The sequence below is a fragment of the Rhizobium oryzihabitans genome (genome assembly GCF_010669145.1).
GTDB classification, from domain to species: Bacteria; Pseudomonadota; Alphaproteobacteria; order Rhizobiales; family Rhizobiaceae; genus Agrobacterium; species Agrobacterium oryzihabitans.
Map to the genome: position 1 here is coordinate 187,472 of NZ_CP048635.1, position 19,329 is coordinate 206,800.

At 60.3% G+C, this 19,329-nt stretch carries 12 protein-coding genes and 1 pseudogene; 2 read left to right on the forward strand and 11 right to left on the reverse strand.

From position 1 onward, the window contains the following. Nucleotides 1–77 precede the first annotated feature (77 nt). Nucleotides 78–1,211: an ornithine/lysine decarboxylase gene (gene odc2, locus G3A56_RS17695; RefSeq protein WP_003500043.1), complete on the reverse strand. Its 1,134-nt coding sequence runs from the start codon at nt 1,209–1,211 to the stop codon at nt 78–80. 535 nt (nt 1,212–1,746) lie between these two features. On the opposite strand from odc2, the gene G3A56_RS17700 reads away from it, so the two are divergent. Further along, nucleotides 1,747–2,640 (forward strand): LysR family transcriptional regulator, encoded by an 894-nt coding sequence (locus G3A56_RS17700; RefSeq protein WP_082185834.1) that lies wholly within the window; start codon nt 1,747–1,749, stop codon nt 2,638–2,640. Between the two features lie 233 nt (nt 2,641–2,873). Here the strand turns inward: G3A56_RS17700 and G3A56_RS17705 are convergent, their stop codons facing one another. The 9 genes from G3A56_RS17705 to G3A56_RS17745 all read right to left on the reverse strand — a co-directional run bounded on the left by G3A56_RS17705 (nt 2,874) and on the right by G3A56_RS17745 (nt 15,895). Continuing rightward, the gene (locus tag G3A56_RS17705; protein ID WP_003500046.1) at nt 2,874–3,827 is read right to left on the reverse strand and encodes a substrate-binding domain-containing protein; all 954 of its coding nucleotides are present in this window, start codon (nt 3,825–3,827) and stop codon (nt 2,874–2,876) included. Between the two features lie 87 nt (nt 3,828–3,914). Beyond that, on the reverse strand, nt 3,915–4,916 hold the full coding sequence (locus tag G3A56_RS17710) for an ABC transporter permease (protein ID WP_082185833.1): 1,002 nt from the start codon (nt 4,914–4,916) through the stop codon (nt 3,915–3,917). Between the two features lie 38 nt (nt 4,917–4,954). Then, nucleotides 4,955–6,478, reverse strand: coding sequence for a sugar ABC transporter ATP-binding protein (locus G3A56_RS17715; RefSeq protein WP_082185832.1), 1,524 nt, complete (start codon nt 6,476–6,478; stop codon nt 4,955–4,957). Nucleotides 6,479–6,667: 189 nt separating this feature from the next. Continuing rightward, the gene (locus G3A56_RS17720; RefSeq protein ID WP_082186085.1) at nt 6,668–7,291 is read right to left on the reverse strand and encodes a TetR family transcriptional regulator; all 624 of its coding nucleotides are present in this window, start codon (nt 7,289–7,291) and stop codon (nt 6,668–6,670) included. A 100-nt stretch (nt 7,292–7,391) separates the two neighbouring features. Beyond that, nucleotides 7,392–10,526: an efflux RND transporter permease subunit gene (locus G3A56_RS17725; protein ID WP_082185831.1), complete on the reverse strand. Its 3,135-nt coding sequence runs from the start codon at nt 10,524–10,526 to the stop codon at nt 7,392–7,394. Between the two features lie 11 nt (nt 10,527–10,537). Next, the gene (locus tag G3A56_RS17730) at nt 10,538–11,740 is read right to left on the reverse strand and encodes an efflux RND transporter periplasmic adaptor subunit (protein WP_082186084.1); all 1,203 of its coding nucleotides are present in this window, start codon (nt 11,738–11,740) and stop codon (nt 10,538–10,540) included. A 293-nt stretch (nt 11,741–12,033) separates the two neighbouring features. Beyond that, nucleotides 12,034–13,539 carry a sensor domain-containing diguanylate cyclase gene (locus tag G3A56_RS17735; RefSeq protein WP_082185830.1) on the reverse strand — a complete coding sequence of 502 codons (1,506 nt, stop codon included), beginning with the start codon at nt 13,537–13,539 and terminating at the stop codon, nt 12,034–12,036. A 169-nt stretch (nt 13,540–13,708) separates the two neighbouring features. Further along, nucleotides 13,709–14,533, reverse strand: coding sequence for a bifunctional allantoicase/(S)-ureidoglycine aminohydrolase (locus tag G3A56_RS17740; RefSeq protein ID WP_035220747.1), 825 nt, complete (start codon nt 14,531–14,533; stop codon nt 13,709–13,711). A 315-nt stretch (nt 14,534–14,848) separates the two neighbouring features. After that, the gene (locus G3A56_RS17745) at nt 14,849–15,895 is read right to left on the reverse strand and encodes a class I SAM-dependent methyltransferase (RefSeq protein ID WP_164056762.1); all 1,047 of its coding nucleotides are present in this window, start codon (nt 15,893–15,895) and stop codon (nt 14,849–14,851) included. A gap of 316 nt (nt 15,896–16,211) precedes the next feature. Between G3A56_RS17745 and G3A56_RS17750 the strand changes: the two genes are divergently transcribed. Beyond that, entirely contained in the window at nt 16,212–18,206 is a 1,995-nt protein-coding gene (locus tag G3A56_RS17750; protein WP_082185829.1) for a putative bifunctional diguanylate cyclase/phosphodiesterase, read from the forward strand. Nucleotides 18,207–18,242: 36 nt separating this feature from the next. Here the strand turns inward: G3A56_RS17750 and G3A56_RS17755 are convergent. Continuing rightward, nucleotides 18,243–19,318 (reverse strand): annotated as a pseudogene (locus G3A56_RS17755) (Ldh family oxidoreductase). Nucleotides 19,319–19,329 lie beyond the last annotated feature (11 nt).

The window sequence follows — 19,329 nt, forward strand, 5'->3', positions numbered from 1 at the left end:
TGCGCAACAGCACAATCGGCAGGGCCGGAACGGAAGCTTGGTCGAGACGCCGCCCTTTTCAGCGGGCGGCGCTCGGATCAGATGACGTAGGCTTTCAGCGGCTCGAAACCGTTGAAGGCAACCGCGGAGTACGTCGTCGTATAGGCACCGGTGCCTTCGATCAGAACTTCGTCGCCGATCGTCAGAGAGACCGGCAGCGGATACATGTTCTTTTCATACAGCACGTCGGCGCTGTCGCAGGTCGGACCGGCCAGAACGCAGGGCTGCATCTCGTCCTGATCGCGCTCGGTGCGGATCGGGTAACGGATCGCCTCATCCATCGTCTCGGCGAGACCGCCGAACTTGCCGATGTCGAGGAACACCCAGCGGTGGTTGTCGTTGTCGGACTTCTTCGACACGAGGACGACTTCCGCCTTGATGACGCCGGCATTGCCCACCATGCCGCGGCCCGGCTCGATGATCGTCTTCGGGATCTGGTTGCCGAAGTGCTTGCGCAGCGCCGTGTCGATCGCCTGGCCGTATTCTTCGGCAGCAGGAACGTCGCGCAGGTACTTGGTCGGGAAACCGCCGCCCATATTGACCATCTGCAGGTGAATGCCCTGCTTGGAAAGCGATCCGAAGACGCGCTTGGCATCGGCGAGCGCCGCATCCCATGCGTCGAGATTCATCATCTGCGAGCCGACATGGAAGGAAACGCCGTAGGATTCGAGACCGAGCTGATGTGCGTAGACGAGAACATCGACAGCCATCTGCGGTACGCAACCGAACTTGCGCGACAGCGGCCATTCGGCACCTTCGCCATCCGTCAGAACGCGGCAGAAGACGCGCGCGCCAGGAGCGGCACGGGCAACCTTCTCGACTTCCTCGTGGCTGTCCACGGCGAAGAGATCGATGCCGAGCGCATAAGCGCGGGCGACATCGCGTTCCTTCTTGATGGTGTTGCCGAAGGAAATCCGGTCGGAAGTCGCACCCGCATCGAGCGCCATCTGGATTTCAGCCACGGAGGCGCAATCGAAGTTGGAGCCGAGCGAAGCGAGCAGCTTCAGGATTTCAGGAGCCGGGTTCGCCTTGACGGCGTAGTAGATCGCGCTGTTGGGCAGCGAGTGCCGGAACGCGTTGAAATTGTCGCGCACGACGTCGAGATCGACCACAAGGCAAGGGCCTTCGGGACGTCGGGTCTTGATGAAGTCGAGAATGCGTGCAGTCGTCATCGATATATTCCCTATAAACCGGCTCCGGAAAATCCGGAGGACAAAGGACGCTCGAGATATGCATACGAATCAGCCGGTGGAGGCGCAGATTCGATAGCATACGCTCAAGGCGCGAATGTGAACGACGCCCTGCCAGAGCATCATTCGGCTTTGTCTGCCATCGATTGGAGGGATTGACCCGACCGCACTTCAGGCAATGATGGTGTGCCTCTTCAGTACCCCGGCTGATGGAAAGCCGGCAGAGAACCAGAAAGGCCCGCACCGTCGTTGCTTCATATGTCCTCGCATTTCCCGGTTGGCCGGAATAGCGACTGGAGGGGTTAGTTCCAGGTACCTTACCTAAATCCTCACCACATCGAGGACTCGGCGGACACACATGGGCACGTGCGACTTTGGGCAGCACGGGAGATAAGAATATTCGCCGTCATAATCAAGAGGATTTTTTCATCAAAGCGCGGATTTTTTCAGCAGCGGATTTAGGGTTGAACAGTCGCCTCCCAGCGTTCAATTATATGGAACGAACCGGAGGATTTTCATGGACACGCTGACCCGCATCCGCGCCTTTATCGATGTCGTCGAGGCGGAGGGTTTTTCCGCCGCCGCACGCAAGACCGGGCGCTCCAAGGCGCTGTTGTCCAAATATGTGCGGGAACTGGAGGACGATCTCGGTGCGCTGCTCCTCAATCGCACCACCCGGCAGTTCTCGCTGACGGAGGCGGGACACACCTATTACCGCACCGCCTCCGATATCCTCAAGGAAATCGACAATCTCGCCGATCTGGTAAGGGAGAAGAATGCCGATCTTAAAGGCAAGCTCCGGATTTCGGTTCCCCGTACCTTCATCGACGCCGATGTCGGCCAGAGCCTGATCGACTTCGCCAAGGAAAATCCGGAACTGTCGCTGGAAATCGTCGCCGAGGATCGGTTCGTCGATCTGATCGAGGAGGGCTTCGACCTTGCGGTTCGAATCACGCGGCTGGAGGATTCGGGCCTGATTGCCCGCAAGCTTTCCGATTTCCGGGTCTATGCCGTGGCGACGGCGGATTTCGTGGCCCAGCACGGGCCGCTCGACGGCCCGCAGGATTTCGCCCGCGTTCCCTTCATCATCGACACCAACACCCGCTTCCACAACTCCGTTCGATATTTCGAACCGGATGGCGGCTCGAACTCGGTGGCCATCAGCGGCCCCATCGAGGTCAACAGCCCGCAGGCAACGCTGCGCGCCGCACGGGCCGGGCTTGGCATCGCCATGGTGCCGGATTTCATCGCGCGACCCTATATCCAGTCCGGAGAGCTGGTGACGCTGTTCGACGATTATATTTCCAAGGACCGGGGCATCTACGCGGTCTATCCGCACCGCCGCTACCTGCCCGCCAAGGTGCGCAGCTTCGTGGATTATCTCTCGGCGTGGTTTCGCAAGAACGGGTGACGTAGCTGACGCTCCCCGAGCGTCATGCCGGACTTGATCCGGCATCCAGCCACGGCGCGTCTGCGCCGTGAAAGGACTCTCCCGCGATCAAGGACTTGACCGCACTGGACCCCGGATCAAGTCCGGGGTGACGGAGTGGGGATGCAATCGTCTCGCCAAATTCAAGCCTCGGCAAAACTTTTAGCAGCATCGACGCCCGCCTTTCAGCGGGCATCGCGTGGCCGGACCCCTTATCAGAACGGCGAATCCGGGAAGTAGAACTGCTCGGCATTGTCCTTGGTGACGAGCGTGGCATCGAGAATATACTCACCGGCAACCGGCACCTGATCGTAGAAATGACCGGCCGTCAGCTGCATGGCGGTCGCCACCATTGCCGGCGGGTAGAGCACGTCGACCGGCACCAGCTTGTCGCCGTCCATGACCTTCTTGATCATGTCCTTGGAACCGGCGCCCGCGACGATATACTGGATATCGGTGCGTTTCGCCTGCTGGATCGCTTCAAGCACGCCGATGGCCATGTCGTCATCCTGACACCAGACCACGTCGATCTTCTTGTATTTGGTCAGATAGTCCTGCATCACGCGGAAGGCGTCGTCGCGGTTCCAGTTGCCGTACTGGCGATCGAGAACCTTGACGTTCGAGCCGGCGATACCCTTGTCGAAACCGTCCTGGCGCTGCTGGTCGATGGGAATGGGCAGGCCGCGAATGACCACCACTTCCGCATCAGGCGTGGTTTTCTTGATGTATTCACCCGCCACCTGTCCAAGCGCCGGGTTGTTGCCGGCAACGTAAAGATCGCGGATGGAATTATCATTGACGCTCGGCGCGCGGTCCACGAGTGCGACGAAGGTGCCCTTGTCCTTGATTTCCTTGATGGCATTTACCAGCGGATCGGGATCAGACGGCAAGACGACCAGCGCGTCCAGCCCCTGCACGGCGAGGTCCTGAAGCGCGTTTGCCTGATTGGCGGCATCCGGCGAGGTCTTGACGATGACGTTCAGACCCGGATGCTCCTTCATCAGAAGCTTTGCCACCCGTTCGGCATGGTAGACGACGCCCGCCGTCCAGCCGTGGTCGGCCGCCGGAATAGATACGCCGATGGTGACCTTCTTGTCCTGCGCATGGGCCGAGCCCGCAAGCACCGCAGCCAGCGCGGCAAAGGCCACGCCGATGAATTTTCTACGCATAGTCTCTTTCCTCCCAAGACCGGGGCGTTCCTCCTCTTACAACCGCGCCTGCCCCACATACGCGGTCAAACTCCCCATCGCGCCCTGCTATCTGCGGCTCAAAGAGCGCTGCACCAGCATGGCGATGATGATGATCGCGCCCTGGATGGCGCCGATCAGATATTCGCTGACGAAGTTAGACAGGATCATGATGTTGCCGACGATCTCCAGAATAAAGGCGCCGCAGATCGTGCCCCAGATGCGCCCCACCCCGCCGCGCAGTGCCGTGCCGCCGACGACGACGGCGGTGATGGCCTGCAGCTCCCACAACATGCCTGTCGTGGCCGAGGTGGAGGCGAGACGCGGCACGTAAAGCAGAACGGCGACGGCAACACAGAGGCCCTGCACGACATAAGCGATGGTGCGGACCCGGGCGACCGAAATGCCGGAATATCGCGCCACATCCTCGCTGGAGCCGACAGCGGTCAGATGCCGGCCATAACGGGTGCGGTAAAGCACGAAGGCGGCGATGGCGGCCGTGACGAAGATGGCGATGACAGGCACCGGCACGCCGAAGACGTTGCCGAAATAGACCGGGCGATAAAGCGTCTGGATTTCCGGGTTGCGCAGCGTGATCGCGCCGCCCTGCGACAGCCAGGTTGTCAGCCCGCGATAGATGCCCATGGTGCCAAGCGTGGCAATGAAGGGTTCAATGCGGCCGATGGTGGTGATGAGGCCGTTGGCGAGCCCACAGGCCGCACCGATGGCGACCGCAAGCGCCATGGCGGCGAGCAGCATCAGCAGCGGACTGGCGATGACACCGCTGTTCATGAACAGGATCATCAGGCTGGCCACGAAAGCGACCATGGCGCCAACGGAAAGATCGAGCCCGCCGGATGTGATGACGTAAGTTGCGCCAAGCGCGATAATGGCAATGAAGGCGCTGCGGGTAACGACATTCAGGAGATTGTCGATGCCGATGAAATTGGGATTGGCGATGGTGCCAAGAACCAGAAGCAGAGCCAGCGCCACAAAGGGCGCTACGGCGCGCAGATCCCAGTCCTTCGAGGTCTTCGGCGTCTTGCCGTTATCAAGTGCGGCCTCAGTCATGTTTCCCCTCAGTATTTTTCCCCTTGCGCATCTTCACCTCAGGCCACCTCTTGTGTGTGAACGCCTGTCGCCAGCGCCACGATGTCGTTTTCGGTCATGCGCTCCCCCGTTACCTCGCCAACGATCCTGCCGGAGCGCATCACGACGATGCGGTCGCAAATGCCGATCAGCTCCGGCATTTCCGAGGAGACGACAATGATCGAGCGCCCCTCATCCGCAAGCTTGGCGATGAAACGGTAAATCTGCTCCTTCGTACCGATGTCGATGCCCCGCGTCGGCTCGTCAATGATGACGATGGACGGATCGAGCAGCATCATCTTGGCAAGCAGCAGCTTCTGCTGGTTGCCGCCGGAAAGCTGGCCCGCCAGCAGATCCTTGCGGCCGGTGCGGATATCGAAATCATGGATCGCATCGTCGAGCGCCGCCGTCTCCCGGCGGGTGTCGATCTGGAACAGTCGGCTGAATTTCTTGAGCGAGGCAAGCGTGAGATTGACCCGCAAATCCTTGGCCAGCAGCAATCCCTTGCCCTTGCGGTCCTCGCTCAGATAAACGATGCCGGCCTTCAGGCTGTCTTCCGCCTTGGCGAAATGCACGGGTTTGCCGAGATGGCGGATCGTGCCGCGCCCCGGCCGCAGGCCAAGCACGCCCTCCATAAGCTCCGTTCTGCCTGCCCCAACGAGACCCGCAAAACCGAGAATCTCGCCCTTGCGGAGGCTGAAACCGGCGTCCTGCGCGTAGCCTGGCACCGTGAAATGCTTCACCTGCAGAACCGGCTCGTGCTCGCCGCCGGCGTTGCGGTCAGGATAGAGCTTTGCCACATCGCGCCCCACCATCAACCGCGCCATATCCGCTGGCTCGAGTGCCGATATCGGGTGGGAAGCGACCAGCTTGCCGTCGCGCAACACCGTTACCCGGTCGGCGATCTCCTTCACCTCCGGCAGGCGGTGCGAAATATAAAGGACCGCCACGCCTTTCGCCCTGATGTCACGGATGACATTCAGCAGCGCATCGGTTTCAATGGGGGTAAGGCTCGCGGTCGGCTCGTCGAAAATTACTACGCGATGCGGCACCAGCAGCACACGGGCGATCTGCACCAGTTGCCGCTGGGCAATCGACAGGCTGCCGACGATGGCGTCCGGATCGATCGTGCCGCCTAGATCGCCGATTGCCTTGCGGGCACCCTCGCGCATGGCTCGGTCGTCCACCATCGGTCCCTTACGCAATTCGCGCCCGAGATAGATGTTCTGCGCCACCGTCAGATCCGGCGCCAGCAATATTTCCTGATGCACGAGAACGATGCCGCGATGTTCGGCGTCCACCGGGCCGCTCAGCGTAGCGGCTTCGCCGTCTATCTGGATTTCACCGCCCGACGGCTTCTCGTTGCCGGCAAGCAGCTTCATCAGCGTGGACTTGCCAGCGCCGTTCTCGCCGATGATGGCGTGAACCTCGCCGGCGCGCACCGCGATCTCAATATCCTTCAGAACCTGTACCGGACCAAAAGACTTCGACAGCCCGACCGTCCGGATAAGGGCCGGGTCTGGAGATGCTTCAGCAAAAGCCATGTGCCATCACCGGTGTCCGGCGCGAATGGACGGCGTTTGCCCCTTAATTTTATTTGAAATGACCATCTGCGAACTCCTCCCAAAGCTCAAGGAAGAAGCTAGCGTCCGTTTTGAGGTACGTAAAGCAAATTTCGCTGGTCTTTTAGAATACACTCAAATTTGACCGCGCCAGCGGGTCCCGAAATCCGGTCATGACGACGGGGAACGCTGAAAACCCTTCATGAGACGATGCACAGCCTCGGCACCTTCCTTGGCCAGATCGAAACGCTTGCCGAAGAGCAGCCAGTCGGAGCAAATGCCCTTTATCAGCCAGTAGATCGCATCGAGTGCCGATTCCGCCGTCCAATTGTCATTGAAAGCGCCTTCGGCCTCCGCGCGCTCGAAAACCACCTCGAGGCGCTCTTTCTGGGAACGGTCCAATTCCTCCTGCGCGTGCAGAACCGGTGCGAACTCATCGGAATAGTTGGTGCGCAGGCTGATGGTCATGATGCGCTGGCGCTGTTCGTCTCCCGCCAGCAGGGCCAGCCACTTGCAAGCGGCTTCCTCGATTTTGGCGAGAAGCGCCAGGCCTTTCAGATCGGGGTCATCGAAATCGAGCAGATCCGATTCGGGCAAGGCGACCGATTCATAAAGCCCGATGAAAAGGTCGCTCTTGCTGGAGAAATGCCAGTATATCGCACCGCGCGTCACACCGGCAGCGGCCGCCACCTCGTCCAGCGAACTGTTGGCCACGCCCTTCTTGAAGAACACCCGCTCGGCAGCGGCAAGGATCGCCTGACGGGTCTCTTCTGCCTCGGCCTTGGTACGGCGCATGCTGATGTCTCCTTCGAATCGTGGCACGGTGCCTTCGCACCGTGCCTGTTTGCATTGCCGGCCCATCAATCACATGACTATGCCGGCCTTTTCATCCGTTTTATTCCGCAGGCGATACGGCGTCAGCAGCAATCTGGCTGTCCTTCTTCCGATCCCCGAAAATCTTCATGACGAATACGAAGAAGACGGGAACGAAGAAGATCGCAAGGATCGTCGCCGAGATCATGCCGCCGAGCACGCCGGTGCCGATGGCGTTCTGGCTGGCCGCGCTTGCACCCGAAGCGATCGCCATCGGCAGAACGCCGAGGGAGAAGGCAAGCGAGGTCATCAGGATCGGCCGGAAGCGCAAGTGCGCCGCCTCCACCGTCGCATCATAGGTGGATTTTCCCTCCGCCCGCAAATCCTTGGCGAATTCGATGATCAGGATCGCGTTCTTGGCCGAAAGCCCGATGATGGCGACGAGGCCGACCAGAAAGTAGACGTCGTTCGGCATGCCGCGCATCATCACCGCCGCCACCGAACCGATGACGCCGAGCGGCACCACCAGCATGACGGAGAGCGGAATGGACCAGCTTTCGTAAAGCGCCGCCAGAAGCAGGAACACGAACAGAACGCTAAGCCCGATCAGCGCCGGCGCCTGCGAACCGGACTGGATTTCCTGCAGCGACTGGCCTGTCCATTCGAAACCGAAGCCGCTTGGCAACTCGCCCGCCAGACGCTCCATTTCAGCGATCGCGTCACCCGAGGAATAACCGGGTGCCGATTGCCCGCCGATACGGACCGCGGGATAGCCGTTATAACCGACCACCTGCGAGGGACCGCGTACCCATTCCACCGAGGCGAATGAGCTGATCGGCACCATGCCGCCATTGGCGTTGCGAACGTTGAGGTGCAGCAGGTCCTCGGTCTTCATGCGCTGGCCCTGCTCCGCCTGCACGGTCACACGCTGCATGCGGCCGGCATTGGGGAAGTCATTGACGTAGGACGAGCCCATATTGGCCGAGATGGTGGCGTTGATGTCGCTGAAGGTCACACCGAAGGTATTGGCCTTTTCACGATCGATGATGAGGTTGACCTGCGGCGAATCCGGCATGCCTTCGACACGAAGGCCCGCCAGAACAGGGCTCTGTTGCGCGGCCGCCATCAGCTGCGCACCGGCGGCGCTCAGCGCAGCCTGTCCGGCACCCGCACGGTCCTGCAGGCGGAAGGTGAAGCCGCTGGAATTGCCGAGACCCTGAATGGGCGGCGGCGACAGCGTGAATGCCATGGACCCGGGCAGGCCCCACAGCTTGCCGTTGATGCGTTGGGCGATGGCGGAGGCGGAATCCTCCGGTCCACGCTCGCTCCAGTCCTTCAGCGTCGCGAAGGCAAGACCGGCATTCTGCCCGGAACCGGAGAAGGAGAAGCCCGAAACCGCGATCACGCGATCGACCGCCGGTTCCGCCAGGAAGATCTTTTCGATTTCCTGGATGGATTGCAGGGTGCGTTCGCTGCTGGCTTCCGCCGGCGCCTGGATGTCGACGATCAGGTAGCCCTGGTCCTCGTTTGGCAGGAACGAGCTCGGCAATTGCATATAGGCCCAGCCGAGACCGGCAAGCAGCGCCGCATAGATGATCATGAACCGGCCGGAACGCTTGATGATGCTGCCGACCGACGAGGAGTATTTATGCGAAGCCTTGTCGAAGCCGCGGTTGAACCAGCCGAAGAAGCCCTTCTTCTCATGGTGCCCGGCCTTGATCGGCTTCAGGAACGAAGCGCAGAGCGCCGGTGTGAGCGACAGCGCGAGGAAACCCGAAAACAGGATGGAGACCACCATCGTCAGGCTGAATTGCTGGTAGATGATGCCGACCGCCCCGGGGAAGAAGGCCATGGGCACGAACACCGCCGTCAGAACCAGCGTGATGCCGATGATGGCGCCGGAAATCTGGCCCATCGCCTTGCGGGTCGCCTCCTTCGGCGACAGGTGTTCTTCCGCCATGATGCGTTCGACATTCTCGACGACGACGATCGCGTCATCGACCAGAATGCCGATGGCGAGAACCATGGCGAACATGGTGAGAACGTTGATCGAGAAACCCGACACATACATGATGGCGCAGGTGCCGAGCAGCGCCACGGGCACCACAAGCGTCGGAATGATGGTGTAGCGAATGTTCTGAAGGAAGACGAACATCACCACGAAGACGAGGATGATCGCCTCCACCAGCGTGTTGATCACCTTCTGGATCGAAATCTTCACGAAGGGGCTGGTGTCGTAGGGAATTTCATATTCCAGACCGGGCGGAAAATAACGCGACAGCTCTTCCATGGTGGCGCGCACGCCATCGGAGGTCTGCAGCGCATTGCCGGTGGGCGAGAGCTGCACGCCGATGGCCGCACTGGGCTTGCCGTTCAGGCGGCTGGAAAAGGCGTAGCTTTCGCCGCCAACTTCCACACGCGCCACATCGCGCAGCCGGACGGACGAGCCGTCCGGATTGGCGCGCAGAACGATGGCGCCGAATTCATCCGGCGTTGTCAGCTGGCCCTGCACGTTGACGGTGGCCGAAATCTGCTGGCCGATCGGGTTGGGCGACGCGCCGATACGGCCCGCCGCAACCTGCGAGTTCTGCGCCTGAATGGCGGAGATGACGTCGGACGAGGTGAGGCTGAGGCCGAGCATCTTGTCCGGGTCCATCCAGATACGCATGGAGCGCTGGGTGGCGAATAGCTGCGCGCTGCCGACGCCCGGCACACGGCGCAATTCGCCGAGCACGTTGCGGCTGAGATAGTCGCCGAGGCCGATGGCGTCGGTATTGCCATCCATGGAGGTGAGCGCCACCATCATCAGGAACGAGGTGCCCGCCTGTTCGACGCGCAGGCCCTGCTGCGTGACCGCCTGCGGCAGGCGCGGCTGGACACGGGCGATGCGGTTCTGCACCTCGACCTGTGCCTCGCCGATATTGGTGCCCGGCGCGAAGGTGACGTTGATGGAAATGCTGCCGGACGATTCCGAGGTCGATTCAAAATAGAGAAGACCCGGGACACCGTTCAGCTCTTCCTCGATGGGACGCGTGACGCTCTGGTAAATGTCTTCGGGCGCTGCACCCGGATAGTTGGTCGCAATCGAAATCTGCGGCGGCGCCACGTTCGGATATTGCGCAATCGGCAGCATGGGAATGGCGAGCAGGCCCGCCAGCATGATGAAGATGGAGACGACCCAGGCGAAGATGGGCCGATCGATGAAGAAACGTGCCATGAAATCGGTCCTTATTGCTTCGCAGCCGGGGTCTCGGCCGAAGCCGCACCCTCGCTGCCGGCGGCGTCAGCGACATCGGGCTCCACAGACCATGGTTCAGGCTTTACCTTGGCGCCCGGCGCGGTTTTCTGGAAACCTTCGGCAACGACGCGGTCGCCATCCTTCAGTCCTTCCGAAATCACCCAGCGGTCGCCGATGGAGCGACCGACGCTGACACGCCGCTGCTCGACCGTGTCTTCGGCATTGACGACAAGCACGCTCGCCTGCCCGCCCGCATCGCGCTGCACGGCCTGCTGCGGTACGGCGAAAGCCGCCCTCTCAATGCCCTGCTGGATCTGGACGCGGACATACATGCCCGGCAGCAGGTCGCCATTCGGGTTCGGGAATTCGCCACGCAGCGTCACCTGGCCCGTGGTTTCATCGACCGCGGCTTCCGAAAACAGCAGGCGGCCGGGAAGCGGATAACGGCTGCCATCATCAAACAGCAGGTTCACTTCGGCCTCGTTCGGGCCGGTCATCAGCTGGCCGTCCTGCAGGGCCTTGCGCAGGCGAATGAGATCGGCGGCCGGCTGGGTGAAGTCGGCATAGATCGGATCGAGCTGCTGGATCGTCGCCAGATTTTCCGAACCCGTAGCGCTGACAAGCGCACCTTCGGTGATCCGTGCCCGCCCGATCATGCCGCTGATCGGTGCCGTTACATTGGCATATTGCAGGTTAAGCTTCGCCTCTGCGACACCGGCTTCGGCAACAGCCACCTCGGCGTCGGCCTGCGCCAGCTGGGCGATGGCATTGTCGAATTCCTGCTGAGAGCCGACGTTGGAGCGGCGCAGCTGCTGTTGTCTGTCCGCCGTCTGCCGTGCCTGCAGCTGCGCGGCCTGCGCCCGCCGCAGCGTTCCTTCCGCGCTGTCTACACGAACCTGAAACGGCGCAGGATCGATCCGGTAGAGAACGTCGCCTTGCTTCACCAGCGAACCCTGCTCGAAGACCCGTTCGACGATGATGCCGGAAACGCGCGGGCGCACTTCGGCAAGCCTCGTCGGTGCAATGCGTCCCGGCAATTCGTTGTTGATGGGCAATTCTTCCTGTTTCACCGTCACGACCTTCACCGCGCCGGGTGGAGGAGCGCCGGGCGCGGACGCCTGCTCATCGCTACATCCGACCAGAACGATGCCCGTCAAGAACACCGCCACGATCTGCCCCAATCTCTTCGCCATACTGCGCTCCGAATCCATAAAATAGGTCACATTTACATACATACTAAGACGTATGTAAAATAGTGGCAACATATTTGTTGCAGCGCAGCAGCGGTGTCACGCGCTTGTGAAGGCCGCTTGCCAGCTTGAAAATCGGAATTGGCGTGGATTTTTTTTGCGGAAGAGCGAACATGAGCGCCCGCGAAACGGGTTACCCGCGGCAGGCGGCAGGGCTCGTGGGCAATCCCGCTGCCGGAACTTGAAATGGTGAAAGGAATGAACAGACTGGCGAAAGCGCCCTTGTCGCCCAGCCGTCAGAACAGGCGCTTCACGGTCGTGTTTTCCGGCTGCGGACCAGCCTTCGTCGTGTCGCTGTTATCGGCAGATCTGTTGCGCAGCGCTGCATAATAAGCGTTTTTCTGCTCGTACATATTCATATCGGCGCGGCGCACCAGCGATTCCATCGTCTCGCCGGCCTCGCTGGTTGCAACACCGAGCGACAGGCTGAGCGGCGCGCTGGAATAGAACTGGTTATTGATCTTCAGCAGCTCATAAACGGTATCGACCATGGCAGCAGCGATCTGCTTGTCCGCCCCGGGAAGCAGGATGGCGAATTCGTCACCGCCGATGCGCGCCGCATGGTTCGGCGCGGTCACGACGCCGTTCAGGACCTCACCCATGCGCCGCAACAATGCGTCACCGGCATCGTGCCCGAGCTTGTCATTGGCGTCCTTCAGGCCGTTGAGATCGATCACGATGGCCGAGACGGGCCGCAGCGCGCTGCGGTCCAGCCGGTTCAGCTCGTCGGAATAGAAAGCGCGATTGTGCAGCTTGGTCAGCACATCGTGCTTGCCCAGATATTCGAGATAGGCTTCCGCCTTCTTGCGCGCGGTGATGTCCGTCAGCGCCACCTGCACCAGCGACCAGTCGCGCTCGTGGCCGGGAAAAACGGAGAAATGCAGCAGCACATGCCGCTCTGACCCGTCGAGCGCATAGTTCACCACCTCCCGGTGGTGGGTGAGATTGCCGTTCCAAAGCTCCATCAACTGCTCACGGAACGGCTTTTCCATCTCGCCGCGGAAAATATCGCCAAGCCGCTGCAGCAGGACCTGCCGGTCCGGCGCGCAAAACAGGTCCAGCGTCGCCCGGTTGACGTCGATCACGCGGATTTCGCTCATGCATTGCCGCACGAATTCGGGATGCACATCCATGAACACCCGGAAATCGACGATGCCGCGCTCCCTGACTTCCTCGATCAGCCGACGGACCCGGCTAAAATCCTCCACCCAGAGGGAAACCGGCGAATGCTTGAACATGCCTTCGGCATAACGGCGGTTGACAAGCTCCTTGCGGCGCGCCTCCTCGCGTTCCGTCACATCTTCGGTCGTCAGCAGCAGCCGCCCGAGCGTTTCTTCATGGCCGGGTATGACCGCGCCGCGCAGCTGGATATCCAGCCGCTTTCCACCGATCGAATAATTGACGGCATTGCTGGTGAATTCCGTCTTGCCCGCAAAGAGTTCCGAAAGCTCGTTCACGTGGCTTTCGAGCATGTCATCGCGAAAAATCCGGTGCAGATTGTCGACGAGATGCGCCTGATCGCGCGCTTCGAACAGCTCCAGCGTTTTGGCGTTGACCTGAAGCACGCGGATTTTCTGCGAACAGGCCGCGACGCGGGACAAATCCTCCAGGAGAAACGTCCGGATATCCTCGACACCCTGTGCCCGCCAGATATCAAACTGGTTCTTCACCTCGCTGAAATCCTCGATCCACATCGCCACGGGCGCAAGATTGAAGATATTGGTATCGATCGTCTCAATCATACGGGTAGTCTTCTTCAGGATGAATGCGGGCGGATGCCGAAATCGTGCGGCGCAGCGATTGCCGACCGCATATTGGGATTTATTAGGGATATTCGATCTAACGCAAGCATTTATCGCGCAAGCCCGCGGATTGCGCGATAATTCACGGTTTCAGGCAATATGCCGCCCGTTACCAGAGCTTCACATGCCGGTTCACATCCTTGTAGAGCAGATAGCGGAACCGGCCCGGCCCGCCCGCGTAACAGGCCTGCGGGCAATAGGCGCGCAGCCACATGAAATCGCCCGCCTCCACTTCCACCCAGTCCTCGTTCAGCCGGTAGACGGCCTTGCCTTCCAGCACGTAGAGACCGTGTTCCATGACATGGGTTTCCATGAAGGGAATGGTCGCACCCGGCTGGAAGGTGACGATGTTGAGATGCATGTCGTAACGCACATCCTCCGGATCAATGAACCGGGTCGTCGCCCACTTGCCGTCCGTATCGGGCATGGCCGACAAAGCAACCTCATCCTCATGCGAAAAGATCGCCGGCGGCGGCTCAAGGCCGTCGACTGCCTGAAACGCCTTGCGGACCCAATGGAACTTGACGGGCGCCTTGCCGGAATTGCGAAGCTGCCAGCGCGAGCCGGCTGGCAGGAAGGCGAAGGAACCCTCCCGCAGGGCATGCTGCGCGCCCTCGAACTCCACGGTCATTTCACCATCGACGACAAAGATCGCCGCCTGCGCCCTTTCATCGGGCTCCGGCCGGTCGCTGCCGCCGCCGGGCTGCACCTCGACGATATATTGCGCGAAGGTTTCGGAAAAACCCGTCATCGGCCGGGCAATGATCCAGGCCCGCGTGCCGGTCCAGTGCGGCAGCACGCTCGTCACGATATCGGACATGACGGTTTTGGGGATGACCGCATAGGCCGTCTTGAAAACAGCCTTGCTCGACAGCAGTTCCGTCTGCCCCGCCAGACCGCCCATATCCGAATAATATCTCTTCATTTCAGCCATTCCATTCTGCAACGCATTCGGCGCGGATTCTTAGGCCCGCAGCAGCGTTTAATCAAATGGTTATTGGTGGCGGACGAGCGGGTAACAGGATGTCATAGGCAATGACATGAGGCACGTCGTCGCCGCTTGTTTCTTCTCCCCGCCGGGGAGAAGGTGGCCCGAAGGGTCGGATGAGGGGGCGAGGTAGCGATAGGCTGCGAGCTTGCCCCCTCATCCCGCTGCCGCGACCTTCTCCCCGGCGGGGAGAAGAAACAAGCGGCACCCACTCGCTCCACCTGAACAGCCAGCAATGAAGCCTCAGCCAAGAGACGGGCCTCAGCCCTTCTTACGCATCGTCGCATAGACGATATTGTGGTTTTCGCCGAAGAACACATCCGCCTCGATGCTTGAGGGATCGGCGCTGGCATTGACGATGCGCCACATATCCGCCTTCGAGCGCAGCAGCAGCGCCCAGTTCATGAAGGTTTCCATGTAACCGTCGACAACGATATCCTCGGAGAAATTGGCGAAGAGGAACATTCCGCCGGGTTTGAGCATCTCCATGCAGCGCCGGGTGAGCTTGATCGCCACCCTGTCGTTCAGATAATCATAGAGACCGGCGGCATAGACCAGATCGAACGTGCCCAGTTCCTGCGTGCGCAGGACGATATCGCGCACGGAGCCGTCGATCGCCTCGATGCGGCTGCCATTGAAATCACGCGCGACGGAGCCGACGCTCAAGGGGTCCTGATCGAGCGCCACCCAGCGCTTTATCCTTCCCTCTTTTAACGCCACGGATGCATCCGCCTCGCGCAGATGTCCCGACGCAATGGTGAGGATTTCCGTTTCCTCGCCATGCCGGGCCGCAGCCTCGTCGACGAAGCGCGTCAGCAGATCCCGCCGCTCGCGCACGGCAACCGAGGAACTGGCATCCCTGGTGTAGTCATAAAGTGCCGCGCCAAGCGGCGTGGCTTTCTTCACCAGATCGGCGACGCTGTCGTGGCCGTAGATGAAGTCGAGAAGCTGGGCATCTCCCGAATAACCTCTCGGCTTTTCGAACGACCAGCGCGTGAAGGGATCTTCGAGAAAATAGTCCGATACCGAGTGATTCTGTACCAGCGGAATCAGTTCTGCCCACACGCTGGAGTGGAGCTTCTCCCGCAGACCATGCAGCGCGCCGGCCGTTCGATGTATTATCTCACGTGCCGAAACACCATTGTCAAATTGCTGCTGTGCCAATTCGAGAATGAGCGCGATTTCTGCTTTTGCAACTGCGAACTGCTCATCGAAATTTTCCGTCTTGCGTGCAAAAATCTCTTTTGCGACAGTATCCGGGGTGATCAGACTTGCCCCGTCAAGATTTTTCTTCTTTACCCGCACCACTTCAGCCTCCAGTATTAACACATTGTTAACTATACGTTTCTGGGAGACGGAAGGCCACTCGCTTTCGATTTTTGAGCGGTGTAGGGATAGATTAGTAGATTAGCGTATTTTTTTGGTCACACTTAGGGGCGGAGGAGAAAGTGGATACGCGGTTTAGCGAAACTTAATGTTGCGAACGTATGATGCGTTCTTCCTTTCTATGTTTTCCGCACGCATTGGGAGAGATCGGCAGGAACCCGCACCGGGTGCGACAGCACACGGAAAAGTGGAATAAGCAGTTACTTGATAAAGTATACGCAACACTATGGGAAAGTGCATGAAGCACACATCGGGAGAGGTGAATGGACAGCAAGACTATCGGCGGCCGGACTCCCGGTTTTCTGATGAACTTCTTGCCCTTTACCAGCAGGAAGGTGAGCGCAGTCGCCGTGGTTCGATCAGACAGGGCCTGTGGACGGCTGTTTTCATCTATCTTCTGTTTGCCGTTACCGACATCATTCTGATACCTGACGTCGCTTTCTACACCATCATCGCCCGCGTACTCGTGGTCTTGTTCTCCCTGCTGACGCTGGAAATACAGCTGCGCATCAACGCCAGCACCGCAGCGCTTGACCTGACCTGCGCGACCGCGCTCGTCATGGGATATATCGGCTGGCTGGTGCCGTCGCTCTTGACCGACAATCTTGAAAACATGTCCTATTACATGGTTTTCGGGGCGATCTTCATGATGGGCGCCAATCTGTTTTTCACGTTCCGCTTCCATCTTTCGCTTGTGTCTTCAGGCATCATTCTCGTCACCTATTTCCTGGCCGTGACGCAATTTCCCGAAGACATCTTCTACAAGCTCGCTTTCGGCACCTTCTACATATCCTGCTTCGTCTTCACGTCCTACGTGAACTGGAACCTGAACCGGGAACGCTACCACGTCTTCCTCAATGCGCTGGAGGCCAAGGCCCAGCAGAAGGCGGCGGAAGAGCGGGGACAGGCGCTGTTGCGGCTTTCAAACACCGATTCCCTGACCGGCCTGCAGAACCGCCGCGCCATAGATCATCATCTGCGCCTGCTGTGGGACAATTGGAGCAAGAAGGAGGAAGGTTTTGCCGTTCTCCTCATCGATGTCGACTTCTTCAAGAAATACAATGACCGGTACGGCCACCAGGAAGGCGACAAGTGTCTGGTGACGGTGGGCAACGCCCTGCAGGACGCGATCATCGGCCATGGCGCTTCGATTGGCCGTTATGGCGGTGAGGAATTCATCGTGCTCGCGCCGTTCAGGTCCAAGCAGCAGGTGGGTGAGCTTGCCGAAACGATCCGGCACACCGTGGAAGACCTGTCGCTTGCGCATGACCAGCGCCGGGACGGCACCTTCATCGTCACCGTCAGCATCGGCGCCTCCTTCACCCGCCCCAATCCGGACGGCAAACTCGAAAAGATCATCAACGAGGCAGACCGGGCGCTTTATATCGCCAAGGGCAACGGCCGCAATTGCATGAAACTATTCGACCCCGACGATCCGCAGACCAGCGACGAGACGGAAAACATCGCCGCACTTCTGAAAATCGCCGTCGCGGAAGACCTCGTTTCCCTCGTCTATCAGCCGATCCTGAATGTATCTACCAACGAAACGGCGGGGGCCGAGGCACTGATGCGGCTGCGGCTGCTCGACGGCAGCTTCGTCTCCCCAAACATCTTCATTCCGATCGCTGAGCGCACGGGCACGATCCTGGAACTGGGCCTCTGGACCATCAAGACCGTCTGCAAGCAGATTCTGGCCGATGACAAGGTTTCCGTCGTCAGCGTCAACGTGTCGCCGATGCAGTTGAAGAACCCCGGCTTTGCCACCTCGGTCGCCGCCATCCTCGTCGAAGCGGGAATTGCGGGCAACAGGCTAGCCTTCGAAATCACCGAAGGTCTGGACATGGAAATGCATTCGGATCTGCTGCGCTGCCTCAACGATTTGAAGACGCTCGGCATCAATATTTGGCTGGATGACTTCGGAACTGGTTTCGCCGGCCTTTCCTGGCTGCGCATGACGGATTTCGACACCGTCAAGATCGACCGCTCCTTCCTGCATGACAGCAAGACCCCGCGTGGCCGGGCGATGCTGCAGGACATGATCCGCCTCATCCGCAATCGCGGCCACAAGATCCTGATCGAAGGCGTGGAAACGGAAGAGCAGTTGAGGCTGATACGCCAGCTGGAGATCGATTACGCGCAGGGCTATTATCTCGGACGCCCCGTCGTTGCCGAGAGGCTAAGCCCGGCTGCTGCCCCCTATTCGCGTCCCAATATGATGCTTCGCCCTGCCTGAAAAATGATGGCGACGGCAAGAAGCCGTCTCTCGGCTTTAGTGATAGGCGGGCAGGCTGATCGAGAATTTTGCCGCGAGTTCGGAAAACGCCTGACGGGTGACGGGATCGACAGGCGCCCCTTCCCTTTCCCGTCTTGCCGCCACCGCCCATTCCCGGTCGCCCGGCGCCATGACCTTGCAATCTTCCCGGACCGGCGACCCCCGCAGCACTTCGAGATAACGCTTCATGCCCTCGTCGAACACCTCGCGTTCAAGGAAGGCTTCCGGCTTCAGCGCCAGAACGAAGGCCCCAAGCCCACGCGGCGTGGAAAAATCCGGGCCGGGCATGGGGGCGATATCGAAGCTGAGCTTCATGCCGGTAAGAACTGCACTGAAAATCTCCACCATCCCCGCCAGCGCCGCCCCTTGAAGCCGAACTCGCCGCCAACCGGGGCAAGCATTTCAGCGGCATTGGGGTCGCGCGTATCGATACCGTCGCCATCCGAGGCGACACCATCAGGCAATTGCTGCCCCAGGCTGCGGTAAAGCAGAACCCGGTTATAGGGTACCGCACTTGTGGCCATGTCCAAAAGCCAGGGCATGTCATCCACCGCCGGCACGCCGACGGCAATGGGGTTGGTGCCGTGGAAACGCATCGCGCCATCGTGCAGGCGTACGAAACTGTCGGAGTTGCAGAAGGCGAGGCCGATGTAACCCCGCCGCGCCGCCTCCAGCGCATAGGCCCCGGCCGGACCGAAATGGGAAGAGTTCCTGATCGCCACCGCGCCGATGCCGAATTTTTCCGCGAGCGCCATGGCGTTATCCATGGCCGCATAGGTAGCGCGGGCGCCATGGGCGTGATCGGCGTCGATCGTTTCCACCGCTCCAAAGCCGGAAACACGGCTGATCTGCGGCCGCGGGTTGAGACGCCCGCCTTCAAGCGCAGTAACGTAGTGAGCAAGCAGCCGCACGCCGTGGCTGTCCACACCCAGCCGCGTGCCATGCATCATGGCGCGGGTCGCCGCATCGGCCGTTTCATCATCGGTGCCAACAGCCAGAAAAACGGCGCGGCAAAAGCGCTCCAGCTCGTCCAGCCTTGCGAGAACCGTGACGTTTTCATTGCTATGCGACATGCGGGGAACCC